This window comes from Enterobacter sp. BNK-18, assembly GCF_047456135.1.
Classification (GTDB): domain Bacteria; phylum Pseudomonadota; class Gammaproteobacteria; order Enterobacterales; family Enterobacteriaceae; genus Enterobacter; species Enterobacter ludwigii.
In genome coordinates, this window is record NZ_CP179899.1 from 2815876 (window position 1) to 2841262 (window position 25387).

Below are 25387 nucleotides of genomic sequence, written 5' to 3' on the forward strand. Positions count from 1 at the left end.
TATACAGCATCAGGAATGACCCTTGTCCACGTTGTCCGGAGGCCGTATGCACGAGATCGCTATCACCAAATCCTATCGTCATTTGAAAGTGGGGTATTTCAGAAAGCGTCATGAAGACCGTAACACCAAGATACCCAAACGCTACAGCGTGCATGCGGCGCTAAGCTTAAAGGGCGACTGGCTTGAAAAAGCGGGGTTTACCACCCATTCGCAGGTCAGAGTGGGGGTTGAGCATGGAAAAATTGTCATTGAGTTAGTGCAGGAAGGCGCCTCGTAAAGCCGCGACATTTTTCTGCGCCGTACCTTTTTTTCATGCGACAATAGAAGGAACTAACGGCCACTGAGCCGCCCAAAGCGTATTATTTTCAAAGAAATGGACATCATAACTCCATGAGCACAATCGACAATTTCGACGCACATACGCCGATGATGCAGCAGTATCTGAAGCTGAAAGCACAGCATCCGGAAATCTTGCTGTTCTACCGTATGGGCGATTTTTACGAGCTATTTTATGACGATGCCAGACGTGCGTCGCAGTTGCTCGACATCTCGCTGACCCGGCGTGGCGCATCTGCAGGCGAGCCCATTCCCATGGCCGGTATTCCGCATCACGCGGTAGAAAACTACCTTGCGAAACTGGTGAATCAGGGTGAGTCAGTCGCCATCTGCGAACAGATCGGCGATCCGGCAACGTCAAAAGGGCCGGTTGAGCGCAAAGTCGTGCGCATCGTCACGCCTGGTACGATCAGCGACGAAGCCCTGCTGCAGGAGCGTCAGGATAACCTGCTGGCAGCACTGTGGCAGGACGGCAAAGGTTTCGGTTATGCGACGCTGGATATCAGCTCCGGACGTTTTCGTCTGAGCGAACCGGCAGATCGTGAAACGATGGCGGCTGAATTGCAGCGCACGAACCCGGCAGAACTGCTCTATGCCGAAGATTTTGCCGAGATGGCGCTGATTGAAGGCCGCCGCGGTTTGCGCCGTCGTCCGCTGTGGGAGTTCGAAATTGATACCGCGCGCCAGCAGTTGAATCTGCAGTTTGGCACCCGCGATCTGATTGGCTTTGGTGTGGAAAACGCCCCGCGCGGACTGTGTGCCGCGGGTTGCCTGCTGCAGTACGTCAAAGATACCCAGCGCACCACCCTGCCGCATATCCGCTCGATCACGATGGAGCGGCAGCAGGACAGCATCATTATGGATGCCGCGACGCGTCGTAATCTGGAGATCACCCAGAATCTGGCCGGAAGCATGGAAAACACCCTCGCTTCCGTCCTCGACAGCACGGTGACGCCGATGGGCAGCCGTATGTTAAAACGCTGGCTGCATATGCCCATTCGCGATACCGACACGCTTACCTGTCGTCAGCAGACGATTGCCGCGTTGCAGGATCGCTACAGTGAACTGCAGCCCGTGCTGCGCCAGGTCGGCGATCTGGAGCGTATTCTTGCGCGTCTGGCGCTGCGTACGGCGCGTCCGCGCGACCTCGCCCGCATGCGTCACGCCTTCCAGCAGTTGCCGGAATTGCGCAGCTTGCTCGCCGATGTGGATAGCGCGCCGGTGCAGAAACTGCGTGAAACCATGGGTGAATTTAGCGAGCTGCGCGAGCTGCTCGAACGCGCCATTATTGACGCACCTCCGGTTCTGGTGCGTGACGGCGGCGTAATTGCCCCGGGCTACAACGAAGAGCTGGATGAATGGCGTGCGCTGGCCGACGGTGCCACGGACTACCTGGATAAGCTGGAAATTCGCGAGCGCGAACGCCTTGGGCTCGATACCCTCAAAGTGGGCTATAACGCGGTTCACGGTTACTACATTCAGATCAGCCGTGGACAAAGCCATCTGGCCCCCATCCACTACGTGCGCCGCCAGACGCTGAAAAACGCTGAGCGTTACATTATCCCTGAACTGAAAGAGTACGAGGACAAAGTTCTCACCTCGAAAGGCAAGGCGCTGGCGCTGGAGAAACAGCTGTATGAAGAGCTGTTCGACATGCTGATGCCGCACCTTGCAGACCTGCAGTCAAGCGCCAGCGCGCTGGCAGAGCTGGACGTGCTGGTCAACCTGGCAGAACGCGCTGAAACGCTGAACTACACCTGCCCGACCTTTACCGATAAACCCGGTATTCGCATCACCGAAGGCCGTCATCCGGTTGTGGAACGGGTGCTGAACGAGCCGTTCATCTCCAACCCGCTAAGCCTGTCGCCGCAGAGAAGAATGCTGATCATTACCGGTCCAAACATGGGCGGTAAAAGTACCTATATGCGCCAGACAGCGCTTATCGCTCTGCTCGCCTATATCGGCAGCTACGTTCCTGCTCAAAAAGTGGAGATTGGCCCTATCGACCGTATATTTACCCGTGTCGGGGCAGCGGACGATCTGGCCAGCGGCCGCTCAACCTTTATGGTGGAGATGACCGAAACCGCCAATATTCTGCATAACGCGACCGAATACAGCCTGGTATTGATGGATGAAGTCGGGCGCGGAACATCAACCTATGATGGTCTGTCACTGGCATGGGCCTGCGCTGAAAACCTTGCCAATAAGATCAAGGCAATGACGCTGTTCGCAACCCACTATTTCGAGCTGACACAGTTGCCAGAAAAGATGGAAGGCGTGGCAAACGTCCACCTCGATGCGCTGGAACATGGCGATACCATCGCCTTTATGCACACCGTACAGGATGGTGCCGCGAGCAAGAGTTATGGCCTGGCCGTGGCCGCGCTGGCGGGGGTTCCAAAAGAGGTGATCAAACGTGCGCGCCAGAAATTGCGTGAGCTGGAGAGCCTGTCACCGAATGCCGCGGCCACGCAGATTGATGGTACGCAAATGTCGTTGCTAGCCCCGGCAGAAGAGACGTCACCGGCCGTTGAGGCGCTGGAAAATCTCGATCCGGACTCGCTCACGCCGCGTCAGGCGCTGGAGTGGATTTATCGCCTGAAAAGCCTGGTGTAATCCGCACCCGGTGGCGCAATGCTTACCGGGTCTGCCGGGAAGTAGCGGTATCTGAAACACACAGGCCGGGTAAGGCGAAACCGCCACCCGGCTTTTTTTAGCGCTTATCGTCGGCCAGTAACGGCGGGATCGTCGGCACCTGTGGTGCGTCATCGATATCCTTCTGCGTCATGCGAAACGCTTGCGGATAATGATCGCGGTGGGTCCGGCGTAGCGGCTCCGTGTCACGCCAGGTATACAGACAATGCTGGCACTGATAGACAGTCCAGACCCCTTTCACCGGTGATGTTGCCATCACCTCAATATGCTCATCAGCACAACGTGGACATATCATCTTTTCCTCCTTATTGGCGTGCAGCCAGCATCGCAGTCAGTTTTTCGGCCCAGGCCTTGGTTTCAGGTAAATCCTGTACCGGCTGGCTGAAGTGGCCCCGGTTGTCGGGTGCAACAGGCGTGGTGGCATCAATAATCAGTTTGTCGGTAATGCCTGCCGGGCTGGAGCCCGGGTCCAGTTCAAGCACCGACATATTCGACAACTGCACCAGATCGCCCGCCGGGTTCACCTTCGAGGACAGCGCCCACATCACCTGCGGCAGGTTGAACGGGTCAACGTCTTCATCCACCATAATCACCATCTTCACATAGCCCAGGCCGTGCGGCGTGGTCATAGCACGTAAGCCGACTGCACGGGCAAAGCCACCGTAGCGTTTTTTGGTGGAGATAATCGCCAGCAAACCGTGGGTATACATGGCATTGACCGCCTGCACTTCCGGAAATTCTGCTTTCAGCTGCTGGTAGAGCGGTACACAGGTAGCCGGGCCCATCAGGTAGTCAATTTCGGTCCACGGCATGCCGAGGTAGAGGGATTCAAAAATGGGTTTTGTGCGGTAAGACACTTTATCTATACGCACCACCGTCATGTTACGGCCACCAGAGTAGTGCCCGGTAAACTCACCAAAGGGTCCTTCGATTTCGCGCTTGCGGCCTTCAATCACCCCTTCCAGAATGACTTCAGATCCCCACGGTACATCAAAGCCGGTCAGCGGTGCCGTCGCAATGGGATAGGGGCTTTCGCGCAGCGCACCGGCCATCTCATACTCAGATTGATCGTATTTCAGCGGCGTCGCGCCCATAAGTGTAATAATCGGATCATTGCCAAGCGTAATCGCGACCGGCAGATCTTCACCGCGCTCTTCCGCTTTATGCAAATGCAGGGCGATATCGTGCATCGGAACCGGTTGCAGACCCAGCTTGCGTTTTCCCTTCACTTCCATGCGATAGATACCGACGTTCTGCTTGCCGAAGTTATCCGCATCAAGCGGATCGCGCGAAACGACGCACGCTTTGTCGAGGTAAAAACCGCCGTCACCGTCGTTCAGACGGAACAGCGGCAGGATGTCGAAAAGGTTAATGCCTTCACCCTCCACCGTATTTTGAGCCCAGGCGGGATCTGCACGGCGCTCTGGCGTGACGGGGAATTTATCCCAGCGGCGAATAAACTCATCAATCTGTTTTTTGACGGGGGTGTTCGCGGGCAGTCCCATAGAAATGGCATGATTCTGCCAGGAACCAATGGTGTTCATTACCACCCGGGCATCGGTAAACCCGCGAATATTATCGAACCACAGCGCCGGTGCGCCGTCACCAATACGGCCTGTGGCGTTGGCTGCCGCGGCCAGGTCCGGTTCTGCATTCACTTCTTCTTCAATTTTCAGAAGTTGCCCTTGCTCATCGAGCGCCTGCAGGAAGCTTCTCAAATCATCAAATGCCATCTTTATTCTCCTGTGAAAAATGTTTTGCTTCCCGCAACCCGTTCCAGCGGCGCGCTTTTTTGTGCTCCAGACCAAACTGGTCGAGCACGCGGGTCACAATGTGATGGGTGATATCGTCGGCGGTCTGCGGGTGGTTGTAATACGCGGGCATCGGCGGCACCATTGCCACGCCCATACGGGACAGTGCGAGCATATTCTCGAGATGAATGGTGCTGAGCGGGGTTTCACGAGGAACCAGCACCAGTTTGCGCCCCTCTTTCAGCACCACATCTGCCGCACGGCCCACCAGTCCTTCGGCGTAGCCTGCGCGAATGCCTGCCAGCGTTTTCATACTGCAGGGAATGACGATCATGCCGTCGGTGCGAAACGAGCCGGATGAGATAGTGGCAGCCTGATCGGCTGGGCTGTGGACAACATCGGCCAGCGCAGCCACATCCTGTGCGGTGTAGGGCGTCTCCAGCTCAATGGTGGTTTTTGCCCATTTCGACATGACCAGATGGGTCTCCACCTCCGGCATGTCACGTAATGCCTGCAGCAACGCTACGCCCAGCGGCGCTCCCGTTGCGCCCGTCATTCCAACTATCAATCTCATTCAGCACCTCAATTAATTAGTTCGCATACGAACATGTTAGGTACGTTACTCCCGGATCCTGTTTCTGACAATATTGTTCGTACACGATCACATTAATTGCTAAAAATTGCCGCGTTAAAATCCTGGGCAAGAGCGGCTATCATAGGGAGAGAATTTTTCGTCGGAGTGTTCATGGAACTGAGACAAGAGGCGTTTCACCTGTTACGCCAGCTTTTTCAACAGCATACTGCCCGTTGGCAACATGTATTGCCGGAACTGACCAAACCGCAGTACGCGGTATTGCGGTCTATTGCCGAAAATCCGGGGATTGAGCAAGTTGCTCTGACAGAAGTGGCGGTCAGCACAAAGGCGACGCTCGCGGAGATGCTGAGCCGCATGGAGGCGCGTGGACTGGTAAAACGCGAGCACGATCCGGCGGACAAGCGCCGTCGTTTCGTCTTTCTGACGCCGGAAGGTGAAGCGCTGCTTGCCAGCTGTAAACCGCTCGGCAATGACGTGGATGAGGCGTTTTTAGGGCGGCTGAGCAACGACGAGCGGGCGCAATTCTCCGCACTCGTCAAAAAAATGATGCGCGACTAGTTAACCCGGGTGCGCATAAAATCGATAAAGGTGCGCACTTTCGCGGGCACATGCGGGGCATCGGGATAAACCGCATAGATGCCCTGCCGCGCAAAGGTATATTCCGGTAAAACCGACACCAGCGTGCCGTCATCAAGCGCATGGCGCACCAGCCACGCCGGCAACAGCGCCACACCGCATCCCGCGACCGCAAAGGCCATCAGCGCCTGAGCACTGTCCGCAAACAAACGCGGTGCTTTTTTAATTTCCAGCGTGGCAGGCTCACCGCTGGCATCGTTCACCTGCCAGCGCAGCGGCGAGGCTAAGCGCTCATGAATAATCCAGTCAGCTTTCGCCAGCTGTTCAAGCGATTCTACAGGATGGTTACGCAGCCAGCCGGGCGTCGCTACGGGGAAAATAGTGAACTGCGTTATCAGTGCCGCGTGATAGCGTGAATCGGCAAGGGTTCCCAGCCGGATGGCGACATCAAAGCGCTCTGAAATCAAATCGGCATGCAGTGAAGACGAAACGTGACGCACGCGAAGGTCCGGGTGTTGCTGGCTAAACTCAGCCAGTAACGGGACCACAACCTGCGAGCCGTACTCCGGTGTGGTGGTGATCCGCAACTCCCCCGTGAGACCTGCATGGTTTGCACGGACGTCGTCCTTCAGGCGTTCCGCGTCCTTTAAAAGCGCGACGCTCCGTTGATGGAAAAGCCTCCCTGCCTCGGTTAACGTCAGTCGACGGGTGGAACGCAGCAACAGGGTGACACCCAGTTCATCTTCCAGCTGGCGGATATTGAAGCTGACCACCGCTTTTGTCAGCCCCATTGCCTCTGCTGCGGCGGTGAAACTCCCGGTATCTGCGACGGCGACAAACATCGCGGTACGCTGCAAATTAATCATTGTCAGCCCTATTACTGTCAAAAATTTTTTGACAGTATATCGCGCTTTATAACGTTTATCCGTACCTCCCTGCCCGATACGATACGCCCCTCACTGGAGGTGCCGCCATGTCGTATCGCAGCAAAGTCGCCGTTGTCTATCTGCTGGGCTTTTTTCTTGATTTAATTAATATGTTTATCGCCAGCGTCGCTTTCCCGGCAATGGCTCAGGCGTTCAACGCCACGCCCTCATCGCTTGCCTGGGTCAGTAACGGCTATATTGCCGGTCTGACACTCGTCATCCCCTTCAGCACCCTGCTGACGCACAGGCTCGGGCCGAAGCATGTCATTCTGCTTTCGCTTTTTCTCTTTAGCGCCGCCTCCGTTGCGGCAGGTTTGTCATCCTCACTTGAGAGCCTGATTGCCTGGCGAGTGCTGCAGGGCATGGGAGGGGGGTTACTGATCCCGGTCGGACAAGCGCTGACCTGGCAACAGTTTAAACCCCATGAGCGTGCCAGGCTCTCTTCTGCGGTCATGCTGGTTGCATTGCTTGCGCCTGCATGCTCACCCGCCGCAGGGGGAGTGCTGGTTCAGGCACTCAGCTGGCGATGGATATTTTTTGCCACAACGCCTGTCGCCGCCGTGACGTTTTTCCTGGCCTGCGTGTGGCTTAAGAATGAGAGGGCCCCCGTGAAAGCGAGCAGGCTGTTAAACCTGCCCCTGCTGGCCGACCCGCTGCTGCGTTTTTCCATGCTTGTCTATTTGTGCGTACCCGGCATGTTTATTGGGGTGAACGTCACGGGGATGTATTATCTTCAGAGCGAGGCGCACATGACACCTGCCGCAACGGGGATGCTGATGCTGCCATGGTCTCTGGCCTCGTTTATGGCGATCACCGCGACCGGACGTTATTTTAACCGCGTGGGTCCCCGGCCTCTCATTGTCGTGGGTTGCCTGTTACAGGCGCTGGGCGTTTTACTGCTGCTTAACGTCAGCCCGACTACCACAGTGTTGTTACCTGGCGTCGCGTTTACGTTAATGGGCGCGGGCGGCAGTCTTTGCAGCAGTACGGCGCAAAGCAGCGCATTTTTAACGACGCCGCGCGACGATATGCCTGACGCCAGCGCGCTATGGAATCTTAATCGTCAGATCAGTTTTTTTGCCGGGGCATTCCTGCTCTCGCAGGTGCTGAACCTGACACTGGCGTTTTTCACGCCGCTCACCGCATGGCACGGGATGTTTAGTGTTGCTGCGGCCATCACATTACTGCCCGTCGTGTACGTCTTTCGTCTTAACAACACGCAGGTGCTTTCAGAGGTGCAACAGGAGAAACCATGACCCATTTCGAACAGGACATTATCGACGTTCACGTTAAGCTGGAGAACTGGTTGGGTAAGGGCGAAGGGGATGTTGACGCCCTGCTTGCCCACTTTCAGCCGGATTTTATGATGCTCACCCCAGGTGGCGTCCATTTTGACTATAACGCGCTGGTCGGTTTCCTGGACCTTCAGCGCGGCAGCCGTCCTGGTCTGGAGATTGTTCTTGATGAGATAACGACGCTACAGACGTGGGCCAACGGCGCAGTGCTTCACTACCGGGAAACGCAAACTCGCCCGGATCAGCCCGTCAATGTGCGCTGGTCAACCGCCGTGCTCAATCAGAAGGATGGCAAGATAACGTGGCGTTTGCTGCACGAAACGGCACAATCGTAACGCAAAAGAAAAAGGCCCGTCTCACGACGGGCCTTTTTTGATGAAAGATTGCTTATTCGCGGAACAGCGCTTCGATATTCAGACCTTGTCCCTGCAGGATTTCACGCAGGCGACGCAGACCTTCAACCTGAATCTGACGAACACGTTCACGGGTCAGGCCAATTTCGCGGCCGACGTCTTCCAGTGTTGCAGCTTCATACCCCAGTAAACCGAAACGACGTGCCAGCACTTCACGCTGTTTGGCGTTCAGTTCGAACAGCCATTTGACGATGCTCTGTTTCATGTCATCGTCCTGCGTGGTGTCTTCCGGACCGTTGTCTTTTTCATCGGCCAGGATGTCCAGCAGCGCTTTTTCGGAGTCGCCACCCAACGGGGTGTCAACGGAGGTAATGCGCTCGTTGAGACGCAGCATACGGCTTACGTCATCAACCGGTTTATCAAGTTGTTCGGCGATCTCTTCCGCGCTTGGCTCGTGGTCCAGTTTATGGGACAACTCGCGCGCAGTACGCAGATAGACGTTCAACTCTTTGACGATGTGAATCGGCAGGCGAATCGTACGGGTTTGGTTCATAATCGCCCGTTCGATGGTCTGACGAATCCACCAGGTCGCGTAGGTTGAGAAACGGAACCCGCGTTCCGGGTCAAACTTCTCAACTGCGCGGATGAGACCTAAGTTGCCCTCTTCAATCAGGTCCAGCAGAGCCAGACCTCGATTGCCGTAACGACGGGCAATTTTCACGACCAGACGCAAGTTACTTTCAATCATGCGACGGCGCGAGGCAACATCACCACGCAAAGCACGACGTGCGAAATAGACTTCTTCTTCGGCCGTTAACAGTGGGGAGTAACCAATCTCCCCAAGGTAAAGCTGAGTCGCGTCCAGTACACGCTGTGTGGCGCCCTGCGATAACAGCTCTTCTTCAGCCAAATCGTTATCACTGGGTTCCTCTTCTACTAAGGCTTTTTCATCAAAAGCCTCTGCTCCGTTCTCATCAAATTCCGCATCTTCATTTAAATCATGAACTTTCAGCGTATTCTGACTCATAAGGTGGCTCCTACCCGTGATCCCTGAACGAGACACCCTGGCTGGCATGCCCCGTCAACTTATCGCTGCGGCAAATACTGCAGCGGGTTTACGGATTTCCCCTTGTAACGAATTTCAAAATGCAAGCGTGTAGAACTGGTGCCGGTGCTACCCATGGTAGCGATTTTTTGCCCCGCCTTAACTTCTTGTTGTTCCCGGACCAGCATTGTGTCGTTATGGGCGTAGGCACTCAGGTAATCATCGTTATGTTTGATGATAATAAGATTACCGTAACCGCGCAGAGCGTTACCGGCATATACAACACGACCGTCTGCGGTCGCGATAATAGCCTGTCCCTTATTCCCTGCGATATCGATCCCTTTATTTCCTCCCTCAGAGGAAGAGAAGTTTTCGATAACCTTGCCGTCAGTTGGCCAGCGCCATGCAGAAATTGGCGAACTGGAGGTCATACTGCTGGCAGTCGGTTCAGTAGAGCTAACCACAGGTGCCGTAGTCGGTGCTGTGACAACAGTCGCAGTCCCTTTATTATTCGGCAACATTTTGTTAGCAGTCTGATCACCTGAATCCTCAGAATACGTAATTACCGGTTGTGAAGCAACCACCGTGGTGGATTTTTGTGCAGGCTTAACGCTGTTATTTTGTGCAGTGACATCGGCCGCTGAAACGGTGTTGCCAGGCGTGAGCGGCGTACCCGTCGCATTGCCCACCTGGAGCGTCTGGCCGACTTCCAGACCATACGGGGCCTGGACGTTATTACGCTGCGCCAGGTCACGGAAATCGTTCCCGGTGATCCACGCAATATAGAACAGCGTGTCGCCGCGTTTTACGGTATAGGTGCTCCCACCGGTATAGCTACCTTTCGGAATGTTCCCATACTGGCGGTTATACACTATGCGGCCATTTTGAGTCTGCACAGGGTGTTCCACTGGCTGAACCTGTGTTGGCTGCGTAACAGGAGGCTGCATTGGCTGAATGGGCGGATTTTGTTGTGCCGCAGCAGTGCCCATTTTAGGCGGAGGCGTGATCAACATTCCGCTGGACGTGTTACCCGAGCTGCTGGATCCTCCCACGGAACTGACGGGCGCAGGTGCATTATTAGAACTTGTACAGCCTGCCAGCCAGAGCGAAACCAGTGATAATGCCGCAACACGGCTGATGGTGAATTTAGGGCTTCCCGCGCTCATTTATCCCCCAGGAATGTGTTAACTACCAGTGACTTAAAATTTACCGTGATGACACGAATCTTTCGCGCCACACCATACGCTGAATTTGCCTTAATAACCCTGGATAATTCTGAGTCTCAGGCCAACTCCCCCTTTACCAGAGGAACAAAGCGCACGGCTTCCACGGTATCGATAATAAACTCGCCGCCACGCCGACGAACGCGCTTCAGGAGCTGTTGCTCGTCCCCGACAGGCAGAACAAGAATGCCGCCTTCATCCAGCTGCGATAACAGAGTAGCGGGAATTTCAGGTGGAGCAGCCGTCACGATGATCGCGTCAAACGGGGCGCGTGCCTGCCAACCCTGCCATCCATCACCGTGTCGTGTCGAAACGTTATGTAAATCAAGTTGTTTCAGGCGACGACGCGCCTGCCACTGCAAACCTTTAATACGCTCAACGGAGCAAACATGGTGCACCAGATGCGCCAGGATCGCGGTTTGGTACCCCGACCCGGTGCCAATTTCCAGCACGCGCGAATGGGGCGTGAGCTCCAGCAGCTCCGTCATACGCGCCACCATGTAAGGCTGTGAAATCGTCTGACCCTGCCCGATAGGCAGCGCCACGTTTTCCCACGCTTTGTGTTCAAACGCCTCGTCTACAAATTTCTCACGCGGCACCTGGGCGAGCGCGTCGAGCACATGCTCGTCGCGGATCCCCTGAGCGCGTAGCTGTTCCAGAAGAGTTTGTACACGTTTGCTTACCATTGCGCGTTCACTCCTGCGCGATCCAGCCAACCCGACACCACATCATGCGCACTATACGCGGTTAAATCTACATGCAGTGGCGTAACCGAGACATATCCTTCATCAACGGCGGCAAAGTCGGTATCCGGTCCGGCGTCACACTTGTCGCCAGGAGGACCAATCCAGTAAAGCGTATTGCCGCGCGGATCCTGCTGCGGGATCACCTGGTCAGCCGGGTGTCGGCTTCCGCAACGCGTTACGCGAATGCCTTTGATTTCACTCAGCGGCAGATCCGGCACGTTAATATTGAGGATGCGCCCGGTACGCAGCGGCTCGCGATTGAGCGCCCGCAGGAGAGAACAGGTCACCGCTGCCGCCGTGTCGTAGTGCGTGTGGCCGTTTAACGAAACGGCCAGTGCAGGGAACCCCAGATGGCGCCCTTCCATGGCGGCGGCCACGGTTCCGGAGTAAATCACATCGTCGCCAAGATTGGGCCCGGCGTTAATACCGGAGACGACGATGTCCGGGCGCGGGCGCATCAGCGCGTTCACGCCCAGAAAAACGCAGTCGGTCGGCGTGCCCATCTGGACGGCGATATCACCATTTTCGAAGGTAAAGGTGCGAAGCGACGACTCCAGCGTCAGAGAGTTAGACGCTCCACTGCGGTTACGATCGGGTGCCACGACCTGCACTTCCGCAAATTCGCGAAGGTGTTTCGCCAGGGTCTGTATACCCGGCGCATGGATCCCGTCATCGTTACTCAGCAATATTCGCATAATCACCCGATGTGTTGATAAGTTCCCTGACAACACTGGTGGCAAAGCTACCTGCCGGCAGCCAGAAGCGTAACTCGACGGTTACATCGTCCCACCAGTTCCAGCTCAACTGTTGCGGATAGAGCAGCATCGCACGGCGTGCCGCCTCGACTTTTTCCCGCACCAGCAGTGTTTGTAATGCCTGCATATCAGCGACGGCAGACTGCTCAGCAGCCAGCGCATCGCCCTGCGTACCCCAGTCGCCCGTGCCGGGCAAAGCTGCGGTAATCATCAGCGTTTGAGTATCCACGCGCGACTGCACATCGGCCATTTCTTCAGCCGTTGCCACAAACCAGCTCCCGCGTCCCGCTAATTGTAGCGCATCGCCGACAACAACTTGATTCGCGTCCGGTTTTTTCAGCCGTTCGCTCACAATCTGATTAAACAACGCACTGCGGGCCGCCGACAACCAAAAACTGCGTTTATTCCTGTCGCGGACCGGGGCATCGCTTTGCGCCCAGCGCAGTGCGCCGAGCAGGTTGCTGCCGCCGATACCAAAGCGCTGTGCGCCAAAATAGTTTGGTACGCCGCACGCGTTAATAGCGTTCAGGCGTTTTTCCACATCATCACGGTCCGAAATCTCGCGCAGTACCAGCGTAAAATGGTTGCCCTTCAACGCGCCCAGACGCAGTTTGCGCTTATGGCGTGCGTATTCCAGTACCTTACAGCCCTCAAGCTCAAATTTGCTTAAATCAGGCATCGTATTACCCGGCACGCGCGCGCAGAGCCACTGTTCGGTGACGGCGTGTTTATCTTTCTGCCCGGCAAAGCTCACTTCGCGGGCATGAATTTTGAGGAATTTTGCCAGCGCATCGGCCACAAAACGGGTATTGCAGCCATTTTTCAGAATGCGTACCAGGATATGTTCGCCTTCGCCATCCGGTGCGAATCCCAGGTCTTCCACCACAACAAAATCTTCAGGGCTGGCTTTCAGCAGCCCGTTCCCCTGCGGTTTACCGTGCAGCCAGGTCAGGTTGTCGAAGTCCGTCATTGGCTTGCCTTCACCAGCAGCGCCACGGCCTCACAGGCAATCCCTTCACCGCGACCGGTAAAGCCCAGTTTCTCTGTTGTCGTCGCTTTGACGTTAACATCATCCATGTGGCAACCGAGATCTTCTGCAATGAACACGCGCATCTGCGGGATATGCGGCAGCATTTTGGGGGCCTGAGCGATGATCGTCACATCCACGTTGCCGAGGGTGTAGCCTTTCGCCTGAATACGACGCCAGGCTTCACGCAGCAGCGCACGGCTGTCCGCACCTTTGAAGGCCGGGTCAGTGTCCGGGAACAGCTTACCGATATCGCCCAGTGCCGCAGCACCCAGCAATGCATCGGTCAGGGCATGTAAAGCTACGTCGCCATCAGAATGCGCAAGCAGCCCTTTTTCATAAGGAATGCGTACGCCGCCAATGATAATTGGGCCTTCTCCGCCAAAGGCGTGTACATCAAAACCGTGTCCAATTCGCATTATGCCTTCTCCTGATGGGTCGAACGGGTAAGATAAAATTCCGCGAGCTGTAAATCTTCCGGACGCGTCACTTTTATATTATCAGCGCGTCCTTCAACCAGCTCAGGATGGAAACCGCAATACTCCAGCGCCGAGGCTTCGTCCGTGATGGTCGCACCTTCTTTAAGCGCACGCGTTAAGCAGTCGTGAAGTAATTCGCGGGGGAAAAATTGGGGGGTCAGCGCGTGCCATAAATCGACGCGCTCAACGGTGTGCGCGATAGCCTGCTTGTCCGGCTCAGCACGCTTCATGGTGTCGCGTACCGGGGCGGCAAGAATACCGCCTACCCGGCTGGTTTCGCTAAGCGCCAGCAGGCGCGCAAGGTCATCCTGATGCAGGCACGGACGGGCAGCGTCATGGACCAGAACCCATGGTGCCTCACCGGCGGCCTGAATGCCCGCCAGCACGGAATCGGCACGCTCGGCGCCGCCGTCAACAACGGTAATCTGCGGATGATTTGCCAGCGGTAACTGCGCGAAACGCGCATCACCCGGGCTGATAGCGATAATCACGCGCGTCACCCGCGGATGCGCCAGCAGCGCCGCCACGGAATGTTCGAGGATCGTTTTATCGCCAATAGAGAGGTATTGCTTGGGACATTCTGTCTGCATGCGCCGGCCAAAACCCGCAGCCGGCACCACGGCGCATACGTCCGAAAAAGTTACTGCCATGTCGTAATCCTGGGCCTGATTATCGATTGTTTTGTGCTGAGCCCTGATTGCGTTTAGACGCATCCGGAACCAGACGATAAAAAGTTTCGCCCGGCTTAGTCATACTGAGTTCATTGCGTGCGCGTTCCTCAATCGCCTCTTGCCCGCCATTGAGGTCATCAATTTCAGCAAAAAGTTGATCGTTTCGCGCCTTAAGTTTGGCGTTTGTTGCCTGCTGAGCCGCGACGTCATCGCTTACCCGGCTATAGTCGTGCAGTCCGTTTTTACCGAACCACAGCGAATATTGCAGCCAGATCAGCAAAGCCAGCAACAGCAGCGTTAGTTTACCCATCCTGCCCCCTGAAAAACGGCATCATCATCCCAAAACGCCCCCAGATCTCTTTGCCGGGGTAACAGAGATGCCGCAACATCGCGGGCAAATGTACCACATTTTTTCCGCAGAATCGCCTTGCTCAATATCGTCACACAGTTGTTTACGGTTTGAATTATGGCTGAAGTTAGCCCATGAGCCACAAAAATAACAGACCAAACATCAGAACCACCGTCACAATCGTGACCACGGTACTGTAAAGGAGTTTGCCATTAAGCAGCGAGTGCAGCGCAATACCGACGACAACCGCCACAGGCATCAGCGCCAGGAAGAAAGGCCAGGTATAGAGAAAGAAGAACAGCGTATTACCGCCGTAGATAAGAAAAGGGATGCCCAGGGCCAGCAACCACGAGACGAAGCCGACTATGGCCCCAGGAAAGGACCAGGTCGTCTCGTCGTCGGTCGCTAACGGCTCCGACCCGGTGGTAATAATGTAGTTCTCACTGTTGCGCATAGCTGATCCTGTGACCGTGACTCATCGTTCGGGAAGACAGCTCCCGAACGATACCGTCTCAGGATCTGATAATATCGTCCCGCCTGAGCAGGTCTAATAATTGGCTTACTAAATTTGTTACCAATTGTTGACCTTCCAGGTGAATTTCAGGCGATTCAGGCGCTTCGTACACCGAGTCAATGCCGGTGAAGTTTCGCAGCTCTCCCGCACGCGCTTTCTTATACAGCCCTTTGGGATCGCGCGCTTCGCAAATTTCCAGCGGCGTATCGACAAACACTTCGATAAAGCGATCCTGCCCGACGCGCTCGCGCACCATCTGGCGTTCGGCACGATGCGGTGAGATAAACGCGGTCAGTACCACTAACCCGGCATCCGCCATCAGGCTGGCCACTTCCCCCACCCTGCGAATATTCTCTTTACGATCGTCGTCGCTGAAGCCCAAATCGCTGCACAGGCCGTGGCGCACATTGTCGCCATCCAGCAGGTAGGTACTGACCCCCTGCTGGTGTAGCGCCTCTTCCAGCGCGCCCGCTACCGTGGATTTACCAGAGCCGGATAGCCCGGTAAACCACAGTACCACGCCACGATGACCGTGAAGTTTCTCGCGCTGCGCGACGGTGACCGGATGAGGATGCCAGACGACGTTCTCATCATGGGCGGCCATTACTTGCCTCCCTGCAGATCGCGCGCACCCCAGTGCGGGAAGTGCTTACGCACCAGCGCATTCAGCTCCAGCTCAAAAGCGCTGAACTCAGAGGCTACCGTAGCCTGTTCATTTGGCTCACGCACCATACCGGCACCCACGGTCACGTTGGAGAGGCGATCGATAAAGATCAGCCCACCCGTTACCGGGTTCTGCTGGTAGGGATCCAGCACCAGCGGCTCGTCAAAGGTCACGTCGACCAGACCAATGCCATTCAGCGGCAGTTCGGTGACGTCGCGCTGGGTCAGGTTATTGATGTCCACCTGGAACTGAATACCGTCCACGCGGGCACGGGTTTTCTTACCCGCGATTTTAATGTCGTAGCTCTGACCGGCGGTCAGCGGTTGTTCAGCCATCCACACCACATCAACGGAAGCCCCCTGCACCGCTGCCAGCGTCTCCTGAGCGTCCACCAGCAGATCGCCGCGGCTGATATCAATTTCATCTTTCAATACCAGCGTGACCGCTTCACCCGCACCGGCTTGCGGCAGATCGCCATCAAAGGTGACGATACGGCTGATGGTGGATTCCACACCAGACGGCAGAACTTTAACACGCTGACCGACCGCCACGGTGCCCGACGCGATAGTGCCGGAGAAACCGCGGAAATCGAGGTTTGGACGGTTAACGTACTGAACCGGGAAGCGCATCGGCTGGGTGTCGACCACGCGCTGGATCTCCACAGTTTCCAGCACTTCGAGCAGCGTCGGGCCGCTATACCACGGCATGTTCGCGCTCTGGGAAGCCACGTTGTCGCCTTCCAGCGCAGAGAGCGGCACAAAGCGAATATCCAGGTTACCCGGCAGCTGTTCAGCAAACGTCAGGTAACTCTGACGGATCTCATCAAACTTCTCTTCGCTGAAGTTCACCAGATCCATTTTGTTGACCGCCACCACCAGGTGTTTGATCCCCAGCAACGTGGAGATAAAGCTGTGGCGACGAGTCTGATCCAGTACCCCTTTACGGGCGTCAATCAGCAGGATCGCCAGTTCACAGGTAGACGCACCGGTCGCCATGTTACGGGTGTACTGCTCGTGCCCCGGGGTGTCGGCAATAATAAATTTGCGCTTCTCGGTGGAGAAATAGCGATACGCCACATCAATGGTGATGCCCTGCTCGCGCTCGGCCTGCAGGCCGTCCACCAGCAGTGCCAGGTCGAGTTTCTCGCCCTGGGTACCATGACGTTTACTGTCGTTGTGCAGGGAAGAGAGCTGATCTTCGTAAATCTGACGCGTATCGTGCAGCAGACGGCCGATCAGCGTGCTTTTCCCGTCATCGACGCTGCCGCAGGTCAGAAAGCGCAGCAGGCTTTTGTGTTGTTGCGCGTGCAGATAAGCTTCTACGCCGCCTTCATTGGCAATTTGTTGAGCAATGGTCGTGTTCATGGCGGCTCCTTAGAAATAACCCTGACGTTTCTTCAGCTCCATGGAGCCTGCCTGGTCGCGGTCAATCACGCGGCCCTGTCGCTCACTGGTGGTCGACACCAGCATCTCTTCAATGATCTCCGGCAGCGTCTGCGCACTGGACTCCACGGCACCGGTCAATGGCCAGCAGCCGAGGGTACGGAAACGCACCATCTGTTTTTTGATCACTTCGCCTGGCTGCAGGTCGATGCGATCGTCATCGATCATCATCAGCATGCCGTCACGCTCCAGCACCGGACGTTCAGCGGCCAGGTACAGCGGCACGATCTCGATATTTTCCAGATAGATGTACTGCCAGATATCCAGCTCGGTCCAGTTGGAGAGCGGGAACACGCGAATGCTTTCGCCCTTGTTGATCTGACCGTTGTAGTTATGCCACAGCTCCGGGCGCTGGTTTTTTGGATCCCAGCGGTGGAAGCGGTCGCGGAAAGAGTAGATACGCTCTTTCGCACGGGATTTTTCTTCGTCACGGCGTGCGCCGCCGAAGGCCGCGTCAAAACCGTATTTGTTCAGCGCCTGCTTCAGCCCTTCGGTTTTCATGATGTCAGTGTGTTTGGCGCTACCGTGCACGAACGGGTTAATGCCCATCGCCACCCCTTCCGGATTTTTATGCACCAGAAGTTCGCAGCCGTAGGCTTTTGCCGTACGGTCGCGGAATTCATACATTTCACGGAATTTCCAGCCGGTATCAACGTGCAGCAGCGGGAACGGCAGCGTACCCGGGTAAAACGCTTTACGCGCCAGGTGTAGCATCACGCTGGAATCTTTACCGATGGAATACATCATCACCGGGTTAGAGAATTCGGCTGCCACTTCGCGGATAATATGGATACTTTCCGCTTCGAGCTGCCGCAGGTGAGTAAGTCGTTTTTGGTCCATAACCGTTCCTTAAGCCAGATTCACCACAGAGGAGCCAAACCCCTCTGAGTCTGTTGTATGTTGAAACCAGGCGAGTGTGCTGTGCAGGTGCACCACTTCCCCTACCACGATAAGCGCGGGCATAGGGGCCTCTTTCGCCAGGGTGGCAAGATCCTGTAGCGTACCGATAGCCACATGCTGATCGACGCGCGTGCCGCGAGAAATTACGGCGACCGGCGTGGTTGCCTCTCGACCGTGTTGAATAAGTTGTTCACTGATGTCCGCCGCCTTCATCGTGCCCATATAGATAGCCAGCGTCTGACGACTCTGGGCCAGATGCGACCAGTCAAACGGGGTGCTGTCCGCCTTGTAATGGCCCGTGACAAAGGTCACGCTCTGGGCGTAATCGCGGTGAGTAAGCGGTATACCGGCGTAGGCCGTCACTGCGGAAGCCGCCGTGATACCCGGGACGACCTGGAACGGCACGCCCGCTTCAGCCGCCGCCTGCAGCTCTTCCCCGCCGCGACCAAAGATAAACGGGTCGCCACCTTTAAGCCGCACCACCGTTTTGCCCGCTTTTGCCGCCGCCACCAGCATCTGGTTGGTGTCATGCTGCGGTACAGAGTGCTCGCCCGCCCGTTTGCCAACGCAGATTTGTTCTGCGTCACGGCGAATCAATTCGCGCACCCCGTCGGTGACCAGATGGTCATAGAACACCACATCGGCATCCTGAAGCACCTGCAGGCCGCGCAGGGTCAGCAGCCCGGCATCACCCGGCCCCGCACCGACCAGAATGATCTCGCCGCCGCTACTGCCAGGGTTATCCAGCTCATCTTCGAGGATCTGCTGCGCCGCCGTTTCATTTCCGGCATGCATCAGGCTGGCAAATCGACCGCGGAACACGCGCTCCCAGAAGCGACGGCGTTCCGTCACGCTGTTCAGGCGCGTTTTCAGATGGTTGCGCCAGAAGCTCGCTTTCTCCGCCATCCGCCCAAGGCTGGTAGGCAAAAGCGCTTCGATTTTTTCCCGCAGCACGCGTGCCAGCACCGGCGCGGTCCCGCCGGAGGAGATGGCCACCAGCAATGGCGAACGGTCAACAATCGACGGGAAGATAAACGAACACAGCGGCCGATCGTCCACCACGTTCACCAGACGGTGACGGGCCTGAGCCGCCTCTGAAATACGGCGGTTGAGCTCACGGTTATCGGTTGCCGCAATCACCAGCACCACGGTGTCGATTTGCGACTCGTCGAAATCCGCCTCGTCGACTACCCGTACCTGCGCCCCCGCTCGCTGCAGAAACGCGATTTTGCGATCGGCAACCTCACCGGTGCCGACTACCAGCACAGGTCTGTCTTTTATCGCGGCAAAAAGGGGCAGATAGTCCACAAGCTACAACTCACTAACAACAAGGAATAGTGGGACTATAGGGGGCGGCTTAGATCGAATGAAATTACGAATTGGAATGAGTAGTTACTCAATGGAATAACGCCGTGGAAAAGCAAAGATCAAAAAGTGCTTAACACGCGAATTTTCGGGCATTTAAGAGCAATTCAAATTGTGTATGGTCGATCACAGTTTCATACTAGGCGGGTTAAAATTTTGCTCTGTTTTTAAGGACTCACTATGTTTTCCGCAACGCGCCACCGTATCGCTGCCCTGGCGCTCGGCGTTTGCTTTATCCTTCCGGCCCAGGCAAAAAATCAGCCCTATGGTGAAATCGCGAATATGCAGGCGCGGCATATTGCGACCGTCTTTCCGGGTCGTATGACCGGCACGCCAGCGGAAATGCTTTCCGCCGATTATATTCGCCAGCAATTTGCTGACATGGGTTACCAGAGCGATATCCGATCGTTTCACAGCCGCTACGTCTATACCTCGCGCAATAAAACAAAAAACTGGCATAACGTGACCGGCAGTACGGTCATTGCGGCGCATGAAGGTAGCGCGGCGGAACAGATCATTATCATGGCGCACCTGGACACCTACGCGCCAATGAGCGACGCCGATACCGACAATAATCTCGGCGGGCTGACGTTACAGGGGCTGGACGATAACGCGGCGGGTCTGGGCGTGATGCTCGAACTGGCAGAGCGAATGAAAGACATTCCAACCCAATACGGGATCCGTTTCGTTGCTACCAGCGGTGAAGAAGAGGGAAAACTTGGCGCGGAGAATCTCCTGAAACGCATGAGTGCCGAGGAGAGGAAAAATACGCTGCTGGTGATTAACCTCGATAACCTGATCGTCGGCGATAAGCTCTATTTCAACAGCGGACAGAGTACGCCGGGTACCGTGCGTAAACTGACGCGCGACCGCGCGCTGGCGATTGCCCGCAGCCATGGGGTGTATGCCACCAGCAACCCGGGCGGGAATCCCGATTATCCTCGCGGAACCGGCTGCTGTAACGATGGTGAAGTGTTCGATAAAGCGGGCATTCCTGTTCTGTACGTGGAAGCCACTAACTGGATGCTGGGTAAGAAAGACGGTTATCAGCAGCGGGTGAAATCGAAGGCTTTCCCGGACGGGACGAGCTGGCATAACGTGCTGCTGGATAATCAGCAGCATATTGATAGCGCACTGCCGCAGCGGATTGAACACCGCAGTCGGGATGTGGTTAAAGTGATGCTGCCGTTGGTGAAAGAGCTGGCAAAAGCTGGGAAAGCGTAGAACAGAACATGTCCCTTACCCTTTGTAAGAGGGTGAGGGAAAAGGGAACAGAATTTACCCTTCGTGCAATCCGCACTCGCGCTTAAGTCCAAAGAATCGCGTCTCTTCTTCCGCCATGCCCGGTTCCCATTTACGCGTGGTATGGGTATCGCCCACTGACAGATAACCCTGGTCCCAGAGCGGGTGGTATTTCAGTCCGTGTTTTTGCAGGTACTGGTAAACCGTACGGTTATCCCAGTCGATGATCGGCAGCACTTTAAACACCCCGCGCTGAACCGCCAGCACCGGGAGCGTGGCGCGACTTCCGGACTGCTCGCGGCGTAACCCCGCAAACCAGGTCTGCGCGTTAAGCTCTTTCAGCGCCCGGTTCATCGGCTCGACCTTGTTGATCTCATTGTATTTCTCAATGCCCTCAACGCCCTGTTCCCACAGTTTGCCATACCGCGCCTCCTGCCAGGCCGCGCTTTGCTCCGCGCGGTAGACCTTCAGGTTCAGCCCGAGCTTGTCCGTCAGCTCATCGATAAACTGGTAGGTTTCCGGGAACAGGTAGCCGGTATCGGTCAGGATCACCGGAATGTCCGGACGAATCTGGTTCACCAGATGCAAACTCACCGCAGCCTGAATACCAAAACTCGACGAGAGCACATAATCACCCGGCAGGTTTTCCAGGGCCCATGCTACGCGGCCTTCAGCGTCGAGCTTTTCAAGCTGCGCATTGGTTTCTGCCAGCGCCAGAATGCGATCGACTTTTGGCAGTTCGTTTAGGGCGTTTAGATCGAGTACGGACATAATTACCTCTCGTGTTTACTCCCAGAAATCCCTTGCGGGATCGAGCACCGGGCGAATAATGCCCGCACGCACCGTAAAGTCGCCGAAGCCTTCACCCGCTTCGCGCTCTTTCGCCCAGCGCCCGACAAGCTCGTCGATAGAATCAAGAATTTCCGGCTCGGTGATGTTCTCACGGAACATGCGCGGAATACGCGTTCCGATACGGTTGCCGCCGAGGTGCAGGTTATAGCGACCCGGCGCTTTACCCACCAGACCCAGCTCGGCCAGCATCGCACGGCCACAGCCGTTCGGGCAGCCGGTGACACGCATAACAATATGCTCGTCCGGAATACCGTGTTTTTCCAGAATCGCTTCCACCTTATCGGTGAATGACGGCAGGAAACGCTCTGCTTCCGCCATCGCCAGCGGGCAGGTCGGGAACGACACGCAGGCCATTGAGTTTTCACGCTGAGGCTTCACCGCGTCCATCAACCCATGGTCGCGCGCCAGTTTCTCAATCTTCGCTTTCTGGCTTTCCGGCACGCCGGCAACGATCAGGTTCTGGTTAGCGGTGATACGGAATTCACCTTTATGGATCTTCGCAATTTCCAGCAGACCGGTTTTCAGCGGGCGGCCCGGATAATCAAGAATACGGCCGTTTTCAATAAACAGCGTCAGGTGCCATTTATTGTCGATGCCTTTAACCCAGCCAATACGATCGCCACGTCCCGTAAATTCATACGGACGGATCGGCTCAAACTTAATCCCCGCGCGACGCTCCACTTCCGCTTTGAACGTCTCTACGCCCACGCGCTCCAGGGTGTATTTGGTTTTCGCGTTTTTACGATCCGTACGGTTACCCCAGTCGCGCTGCGTGGTGACAACCGCTTCAGCCACGGCCAGCGTGTGCTCCAGCGGCAGGAAACCAAACTCGCTTGCGGTGCGGGCATAGGTTTTCTTGTTACCGTGTTCGATGGAGAGACCGCCGCCCACCAGCAGGTTAAAGCCCACCAGCTTGCCATTTTCGGCAATCGCCACGAAGTTCATGTCGTTGGCGTGCAGATCGATATCGTTCTGCGGCGGGATCACCACGGTGGTTTTGAACTTACGCGGCAGATAGGTCTGGCCAAGGATCGGTTCTTCGTCGGTGGTGGCCACTTTTTCCTGATCGAGCCAGATCTCCGCATAGGCACGAGTGCGTGGCAGCAGGTGCTCAGAGATCTTCTTCGCCCACTCATAGGCTTCGGCGTGCAGCTCGGACTCATACGGGTTCGAGGTGCAGAGCACGTTACGGTTCATGTCGTTGGCCGTGGCCAGCGCGTCCAGCCCGACAGAGTGCAGCATCTGGTGTACCGGCTTCACGTTCTTCTTCAGAATGCCGTGGAACTGGAAGGTCTGACGGTTGGTCAGACGGATGCTGCCATAAAGGGTATTTTCACCCGCAAACTTATCGATCGCCTGCCACTGTTTCGTGGTGATCACCCCGCCCGGAAGACGGCAGCGCAGCAGCATCGCATGACGCGGCTCCAGCTTCTGTTCTGCACGTTCGGCGCGGATATCACGGTCGTCCTGCTGATACATACCGTGGAAACGGATCAGCAGAAAGTTGTCGCCTTTAAAGCCGCCGGTGAGACCGTCATTCAGATCTTCAGCAATGGTGCCGCGCAGATAGTTGCTTTCCAGCTTCATGCGCTCGGCGTCTGTCAGTTTACCTTCGACCACCAGTGGCCCTGGATGTTTTTCGCTCATTAGTAGACATCTCGCTGATAACGGCGCTCAACGCGCAGCTCACTTAAAAATTCATCCGCCGTTTCGGCATCCATACCGCCGAATTCGGCAATCACTTCCAGCAATGCCTGCTCAACGTCTTTCGCCATGCGATTGGCGTCGCCGCAGACATAAATGTGGGCACCGTCATTGATCCAGCGCCACAGCTCTGCGCCCTGTTCGCGCAGTTTGTCTTGTACATATACTTTTTCTTGCTGATCGCGGGACCAGGCCAGGTCGATGCGCGTCAGGACACCTTCTTTGACGTAACGCTGCCACTCAACCTGGTAGAGGAAATCTTCCGTAAAGTGCGGGTTGCCGAAGAACAACCAGTTTTTACCCGGCGCCTCATCTGCAGCGCGCTGCTGCATAAAGGCGCGGAATGGTGCAATACCGGTACCCGGCCCAATCATGATGACCGGTGTTTCCGGGTTCGCAGGCAGACGGAAGTTGTCGTTGTGCTCGATAAACACGCGCACTTCACCGTCTTCCTCCACGCGATCGGCCAGGAAGCTTGATGCCCCGCCCGCACGGGCACGGCCTTCGATGTCATAACGCACCACGCCCACGGTGATATGCACTTCGCTCTCCACTTCGGCCTGCGAAGAGGCAATGGAGTAGAGGCGCGGCGTCAGCGGACGCAGCAGGCCAATTAGCGCATCCGCATCCAGCTGTGCTGGAGAGAAACGCACCATATCGACAATCGGCGTCGTCGCGGCGTAATGCTGCAGCTTCGCCTTATCCCCCACCAGAGGCAGCAGCGATTCACTGCGCGTTAAGGTGGCATAATTTTCAACGATGTTTGGCGTGTTGACCGTCAGCTCGAAATGCCACTGCAGCGCCTCAGAGAGCGGCTGCGTGTTACCGTCGACGGTGACAGGCTCATCGCCTTTCAGCCACAGCAGTTCGACCAGCTCTTTAACCAGCGCCGAATCGTTCTGGTACCAGATCCCAAGTGCATCGCCCGGCTGGTAACGCAGACCGGAATCACCGAGATCGATTTCAATATGCCGCACGTCTTTCTCAGAGTCGCGACCGGTAATTTTCTGATTAACCGCCAGGCTCGCTGCCAGCGGTGCCTCTTTGGTATACGGGCTGGTGTGAATATCATTGACTGCACCCGCCGCGGTGACGGCAGCCTGCGTTGGGGTCTCTTTCGGCACGCGCGCTTTCAGCACGTCAACGATGCGCGCACGCCATTCAGCGGCTGCAGTCTGGTATTCCACATCCGCATCAACGCGGTCCAGCAGGCGCTCAGCGCCCAGTTCCGCCAGTTTGCTGTCGAAATCTTTACCGGACTGGCAGAAAAATTCGTAGGAGGTGTCGCCCAGGCCAAACACGGCGAACGCCGTCCCGTTCAGTTTTGGGGCTTTTTTCGAGAACAGGAATTTATGCAGGGCCACCGCTTCTTCAGCCGGCTCACCCTCACCCTGGGTTGAAGCCACCACCACCAGCAGTTTTTCGGACGCGATCTGTTTGAATTTATAGTCCCCGGCGTTCACCAGGTTCACGTTCAGTTTGGCGGCCAGCAGGTCGTCGCGCAGCGCTTCGGCCACACGGCGAGCATTGCCCGTCTGCGAGGCAGAAATCAGCGTAATCGCCGGAATTTCTACCGCAGTTGCCGGTGCAGCAGCCACAGCGCCCGGTTGCTGGTTAAGCATTCCCCAGAAATAACCGGAGACCCAGGCAAGCTGGGTGGGAGAAAAATCAGAGGTGGCAGCCTGAAGGCGCGCCAGTTGCTCCGGGTTCAGGGGAAGCAAATTTGAAGGTGGGGCCTGTGTTGTCATGCGTCGTTATGTTCCAGTAGCCAAGCGGACTTTAAGCGAATAAATCCAAACTGAAGATAAGGTTAACGGCGAGGATAATAACAATTAAAGAAGGGATGGAAATAATAAATAACCAAATGGACTAACCTGTTTTAGTTATCGTTCTTAACGATAAAAACGATTAACTAACCCATT

26 protein-coding genes are annotated in these 25387 nt (G+C 56.1%); 6 read left to right on the forward strand and 20 right to left on the reverse strand.

The window, feature by feature from the left end; genetic code table 11:
* Positions 1-46 precede the first annotated feature (46 nt).
* Both ACMGG3_RS13525 and mutS read left to right on the forward strand, forming a co-directional pair.
* Positions 47-277 carry a SymE family type I addiction module toxin gene (locus ACMGG3_RS13525; RefSeq protein WP_032680397.1) on the forward strand — a complete coding sequence of 77 codons (231 nt, stop codon included), beginning with the start codon at positions 47-49 and terminating at the stop codon, positions 275-277.
* A 113-nt stretch (positions 278-390) separates the two neighbouring features.
* On the forward strand, positions 391-2952 hold the full coding sequence (gene mutS / locus ACMGG3_RS13530; RefSeq protein WP_414149242.1) for a DNA mismatch repair protein MutS: 2562 nt from the start codon (positions 391-393) through the stop codon (positions 2950-2952).
* A 97-nt stretch (positions 2953-3049) separates the two neighbouring features.
* Here mutS and ACMGG3_RS13535 read toward each other — a convergent pair whose 3' ends face one another.
* The 3 genes from ACMGG3_RS13535 to ACMGG3_RS13545 are packed head-to-tail and all read right to left on the reverse strand — an operon-like array spanning position 3050 to position 5316.
* Positions 3050-3286 carry a non-oxidative hydroxyarylic acid decarboxylases subunit D gene (locus tag ACMGG3_RS13535; protein ID WP_014171381.1) on the reverse strand — a complete coding sequence of 79 codons (237 nt, stop codon included), beginning with the start codon at positions 3284-3286 and terminating at the stop codon, positions 3050-3052.
* 10 nt (positions 3287-3296) lie between these two features.
* The gene (locus ACMGG3_RS13540) at positions 3297-4724 is read right to left on the reverse strand and encodes a non-oxidative hydroxyarylic acid decarboxylases subunit C (RefSeq protein WP_014171382.1); all 1428 of its coding nucleotides are present in this window, start codon (positions 4722-4724) and stop codon (positions 3297-3299) included.
* Complete coding sequence (locus tag ACMGG3_RS13545; RefSeq protein WP_014171383.1) at positions 4714-5316, reverse strand: non-oxidative hydroxyarylic acid decarboxylases subunit B; 603 nt, start codon at positions 5314-5316, stop codon at positions 4714-4716. Before ACMGG3_RS13545 ends, ACMGG3_RS13540 begins: the two co-directional genes overlap by 11 nt.
* 171 nt (positions 5317-5487) lie before the next feature.
* Here ACMGG3_RS13545 and ACMGG3_RS13550 point away from each other — a divergent pair, with 171 nt between their 5' ends.
* Positions 5488-5895 carry a MarR family winged helix-turn-helix transcriptional regulator gene (locus ACMGG3_RS13550; RefSeq protein ID WP_272755716.1) on the forward strand — a complete coding sequence of 136 codons (408 nt, stop codon included), beginning with the start codon at positions 5488-5490 and terminating at the stop codon, positions 5893-5895.
* On the opposite strand, the gene ACMGG3_RS13555 is transcribed toward ACMGG3_RS13550, so the two are convergent.
* The gene (locus tag ACMGG3_RS13555) at positions 5892-6779 is read right to left on the reverse strand and encodes a LysR family transcriptional regulator (protein ID WP_073396493.1); all 888 of its coding nucleotides are present in this window, start codon (positions 6777-6779) and stop codon (positions 5892-5894) included. The genes ACMGG3_RS13550 and ACMGG3_RS13555 overlap by 4 nt on opposite strands.
* A 107-nt stretch (positions 6780-6886) precedes the next feature.
* Here ACMGG3_RS13555 and ACMGG3_RS13560 point away from each other — a divergent pair, with 107 nt between their 5' ends.
* The gene (locus tag ACMGG3_RS13560) at positions 6887-8095 is read left to right on the forward strand and encodes an MFS transporter (protein WP_414149243.1); all 1209 of its coding nucleotides are present in this window, start codon (positions 6887-6889) and stop codon (positions 8093-8095) included.
* Entirely contained in the window at positions 8092-8469 is a 378-nt protein-coding gene (locus ACMGG3_RS13565; RefSeq protein WP_414149244.1) for a DUF4440 domain-containing protein, read from the forward strand. Before ACMGG3_RS13560 ends, ACMGG3_RS13565 begins: the two co-directional genes overlap by 4 nt.
* Positions 8470-8521: 52 nt before the next feature.
* Here ACMGG3_RS13565 and rpoS read toward each other — a convergent pair whose 3' ends face one another.
* The 13 genes from rpoS to cysG form a co-directional block, all read right to left on the reverse strand.
* The gene (gene rpoS, locus ACMGG3_RS13570) at positions 8522-9514 is read right to left on the reverse strand and encodes an RNA polymerase sigma factor RpoS (RefSeq protein ID WP_013098493.1); all 993 of its coding nucleotides are present in this window, start codon (positions 9512-9514) and stop codon (positions 8522-8524) included.
* Positions 9515-9573: 59 nt separating this feature from the next.
* Entirely contained in the window at positions 9574-10698 is a 1125-nt protein-coding gene (gene nlpD / locus ACMGG3_RS13575) for a murein hydrolase activator NlpD (RefSeq protein WP_020883821.1), read from the reverse strand.
* 116 nt (positions 10699-10814) lie between these two features.
* On the reverse strand, positions 10815-11441 hold the full coding sequence (locus ACMGG3_RS13580; protein WP_414149245.1) for a protein-L-isoaspartate(D-aspartate) O-methyltransferase: 627 nt from the start codon (positions 11439-11441) through the stop codon (positions 10815-10817).
* A complete protein-coding gene (gene surE / locus ACMGG3_RS13585) occupies positions 11435-12196 on the reverse strand; it encodes a 5'/3'-nucleotidase SurE (RefSeq protein ID WP_020883819.1) in 762 nt (253 codons plus the stop codon). The genes ACMGG3_RS13580 and surE overlap by 7 nt, the downstream gene beginning before the upstream one ends.
* Positions 12177-13226 carry a tRNA pseudouridine(13) synthase TruD gene (gene truD, locus ACMGG3_RS13590; protein ID WP_014171393.1) on the reverse strand — a complete coding sequence of 350 codons (1050 nt, stop codon included), beginning with the start codon at positions 13224-13226 and terminating at the stop codon, positions 12177-12179. The genes surE and truD overlap by 20 nt, the downstream gene beginning before the upstream one ends.
* Positions 13223-13702 (reverse strand): 2-C-methyl-D-erythritol 2,4-cyclodiphosphate synthase, encoded by a 480-nt coding sequence (gene ispF, locus ACMGG3_RS13595; protein ID WP_014171394.1) that lies wholly within the window; start codon positions 13700-13702, stop codon positions 13223-13225. Before ispF ends, truD begins: the two co-directional genes overlap by 4 nt.
* The gene (gene ispD, locus ACMGG3_RS13600; protein ID WP_414149246.1) at positions 13702-14412 is read right to left on the reverse strand and encodes a 2-C-methyl-D-erythritol 4-phosphate cytidylyltransferase; all 711 of its coding nucleotides are present in this window, start codon (positions 14410-14412) and stop codon (positions 13702-13704) included. The genes ispF and ispD overlap by 1 nt, the downstream gene beginning before the upstream one ends.
* 19 nt (positions 14413-14431) lie before the next feature.
* Positions 14432-14743 carry a cell division protein FtsB gene (gene ftsB, locus ACMGG3_RS13605; protein ID WP_008499609.1) on the reverse strand — a complete coding sequence of 104 codons (312 nt, stop codon included), beginning with the start codon at positions 14741-14743 and terminating at the stop codon, positions 14432-14434.
* Between the two features lie 166 nt (positions 14744-14909).
* Positions 14910-15236: a DUF3561 family protein gene (locus tag ACMGG3_RS13610; protein WP_014171396.1), complete on the reverse strand. Its 327-nt coding sequence runs from the start codon at positions 15234-15236 to the stop codon at positions 14910-14912.
* A 58-nt stretch (positions 15237-15294) separates the two neighbouring features.
* Positions 15295-15900, reverse strand: coding sequence for an adenylyl-sulfate kinase (cysC, locus tag ACMGG3_RS13615; RefSeq protein ID WP_014171397.1), 606 nt, complete (start codon positions 15898-15900; stop codon positions 15295-15297).
* Positions 15900-17324 (reverse strand): sulfate adenylyltransferase subunit CysN, encoded by a 1425-nt coding sequence (gene cysN / locus ACMGG3_RS13620; protein WP_410392761.1) that lies wholly within the window; start codon positions 17322-17324, stop codon positions 15900-15902. Before cysN ends, cysC begins: the two co-directional genes overlap by 1 nt.
* Before the next feature lie 9 nt (positions 17325-17333).
* A complete protein-coding gene (cysD, locus tag ACMGG3_RS13625) occupies positions 17334-18242 on the reverse strand; it encodes a sulfate adenylyltransferase subunit CysD (protein WP_006811770.1) in 909 nt (302 codons plus the stop codon).
* A 9-nt stretch (positions 18243-18251) separates the two neighbouring features.
* Entirely contained in the window at positions 18252-19601 is a 1350-nt protein-coding gene (gene cysG, locus ACMGG3_RS13630; RefSeq protein WP_217193211.1) for a siroheme synthase CysG, read from the reverse strand.
* Between the two features lie 246 nt (positions 19602-19847).
* Here cysG and ACMGG3_RS13635 point away from each other — a divergent pair, with 246 nt between their 5' ends.
* Positions 19848-20891, forward strand: a complete 1044-nt coding sequence (locus tag ACMGG3_RS13635; RefSeq protein WP_032678868.1) for an aminopeptidase — start codon at positions 19848-19850, stop codon at positions 20889-20891.
* A 54-nt stretch (positions 20892-20945) separates the two neighbouring features.
* On the opposite strand, the gene cysH is transcribed toward ACMGG3_RS13635, so the two are convergent.
* Genes cysH through cysJ form a run of 3 tightly spaced genes read right to left on the reverse strand, consistent with a single transcriptional unit; the run spans position 20946 to position 25213 of the window.
* On the reverse strand, positions 20946-21680 hold the full coding sequence (gene cysH / locus ACMGG3_RS13640) for a phosphoadenosine phosphosulfate reductase (protein ID WP_014171401.1): 735 nt from the start codon (positions 21678-21680) through the stop codon (positions 20946-20948).
* A 15-nt stretch (positions 21681-21695) separates the two neighbouring features.
* On the reverse strand, positions 21696-23408 hold the full coding sequence (cysI, locus tag ACMGG3_RS13645) for an assimilatory sulfite reductase (NADPH) hemoprotein subunit (RefSeq protein ID WP_014171402.1): 1713 nt from the start codon (positions 23406-23408) through the stop codon (positions 21696-21698).
* Positions 23408-25213, reverse strand: coding sequence for an NADPH-dependent assimilatory sulfite reductase flavoprotein subunit (cysJ, locus tag ACMGG3_RS13650; protein WP_414149247.1), 1806 nt, complete (start codon positions 25211-25213; stop codon positions 23408-23410). Before cysJ ends, cysI begins: the two co-directional genes overlap by 1 nt.
* Between the last annotated feature and the right edge of the window lie 174 nt (positions 25214-25387).

Excerpts from the sequence above, each read along its gene's own strand:
- rpoS (WP_013098493.1), bottom strand. The coding sequence starts at position 9,514 with ATGAGTCAGAATACGCTGAAAGTTCATGATTTAAATGAAGATGCGGAA.
- truD (WP_014171393.1), bottom strand. The coding sequence starts at position 13,226 with ATGACGGACTTCGACAACCTGACCTGGCTGCACGGTAAACCGCAGGGG.
- ACMGG3_RS13580 (WP_414149245.1), bottom strand. The coding sequence starts at position 11,441 with ATGGTAAGCAAACGTGTACAAACTCTTCTGGAACAGCTACGCGCTCAG.
- cysH (WP_014171401.1), bottom strand. The coding sequence starts at position 21,680 with ATGTCCGTACTCGATCTAAACGCCCTAAACGAACTGCCAAAAGTCGAT.
- ACMGG3_RS13560 (WP_414149243.1), top strand. The coding sequence starts at position 6,887 with ATGTCGTATCGCAGCAAAGTCGCCGTTGTCTATCTGCTGGGCTTTTTT.
- ACMGG3_RS13635 (WP_032678868.1), top strand. The coding sequence starts at position 19,848 with ATGTTTTCCGCAACGCGCCACCGTATCGCTGCCCTGGCGCTCGGCGTT.
- nlpD (WP_020883821.1), bottom strand. The coding sequence starts at position 10,698 with ATGAGCGCGGGAAGCCCTAAATTCACCATCAGCCGTGTTGCGGCATTA.
- cysI (WP_014171402.1), bottom strand. The coding sequence starts at position 23,408 with ATGAGCGAAAAACATCCAGGGCCACTGGTGGTCGAAGGTAAACTGACA.
- ACMGG3_RS13550 (WP_272755716.1), top strand. The coding sequence starts at position 5,488 with ATGGAACTGAGACAAGAGGCGTTTCACCTGTTACGCCAGCTTTTTCAA.
- surE (WP_020883819.1), bottom strand. The coding sequence starts at position 12,196 with ATGCGAATATTGCTGAGTAACGATGACGGGATCCATGCGCCGGGTATA.
- cysC (WP_014171397.1), bottom strand. The coding sequence starts at position 15,900 with ATGGCCGCCCATGATGAGAACGTCGTCTGGCATCCTCATCCGGTCACC.
- ftsB (WP_008499609.1), bottom strand. The coding sequence starts at position 14,743 with ATGGGTAAACTAACGCTGCTGTTGCTGGCTTTGCTGATCTGGCTGCAA.
- cysJ (WP_414149247.1), bottom strand. The coding sequence starts at position 25,213 with ATGACAACACAGGCCCCACCTTCAAATTTGCTTCCCCTGAACCCGGAG.
- ispF (WP_014171394.1), bottom strand. The coding sequence starts at position 13,702 with ATGCGAATTGGACACGGTTTTGATGTACACGCCTTTGGCGGAGAAGGC.
- ACMGG3_RS13610 (WP_014171396.1), bottom strand. The coding sequence starts at position 15,236 with ATGCGCAACAGTGAGAACTACATTATTACCACCGGGTCGGAGCCGTTA.
- ACMGG3_RS13540 (WP_014171382.1), bottom strand. The coding sequence starts at position 4,724 with ATGGCATTTGATGATTTGAGAAGCTTCCTGCAGGCGCTCGATGAGCAA.
- cysD (WP_006811770.1), bottom strand. The coding sequence starts at position 18,242 with ATGGACCAAAAACGACTTACTCACCTGCGGCAGCTCGAAGCGGAAAGT.
- ispD (WP_414149246.1), bottom strand. The coding sequence starts at position 14,412 with ATGGCAGTAACTTTTTCGGACGTATGCGCCGTGGTGCCGGCTGCGGGT.
- ACMGG3_RS13555 (WP_073396493.1), bottom strand. The coding sequence starts at position 6,779 with ATGATTAATTTGCAGCGTACCGCGATGTTTGTCGCCGTCGCAGATACC.
- cysN (WP_410392761.1), bottom strand. The coding sequence starts at position 17,324 with ATGAACACGACCATTGCTCAACAAATTGCCAATGAAGGCGGCGTAGAA.
- ACMGG3_RS13535 (WP_014171381.1), bottom strand. The coding sequence starts at position 3,286 with ATGATATGTCCACGTTGTGCTGATGAGCATATTGAGGTGATGGCAACA.
- ACMGG3_RS13525 (WP_032680397.1), top strand. The coding sequence starts at position 47 with ATGCACGAGATCGCTATCACCAAATCCTATCGTCATTTGAAAGTGGGG.
- ACMGG3_RS13545 (WP_014171383.1), bottom strand. The coding sequence starts at position 5,316 with ATGAGATTGATAGTTGGAATGACGGGCGCAACGGGAGCGCCGCTGGGC.
- ACMGG3_RS13565 (WP_414149244.1), top strand. The coding sequence starts at position 8,092 with ATGACCCATTTCGAACAGGACATTATCGACGTTCACGTTAAGCTGGAG.
- mutS (WP_414149242.1), top strand. The coding sequence starts at position 391 with ATGAGCACAATCGACAATTTCGACGCACATACGCCGATGATGCAGCAG.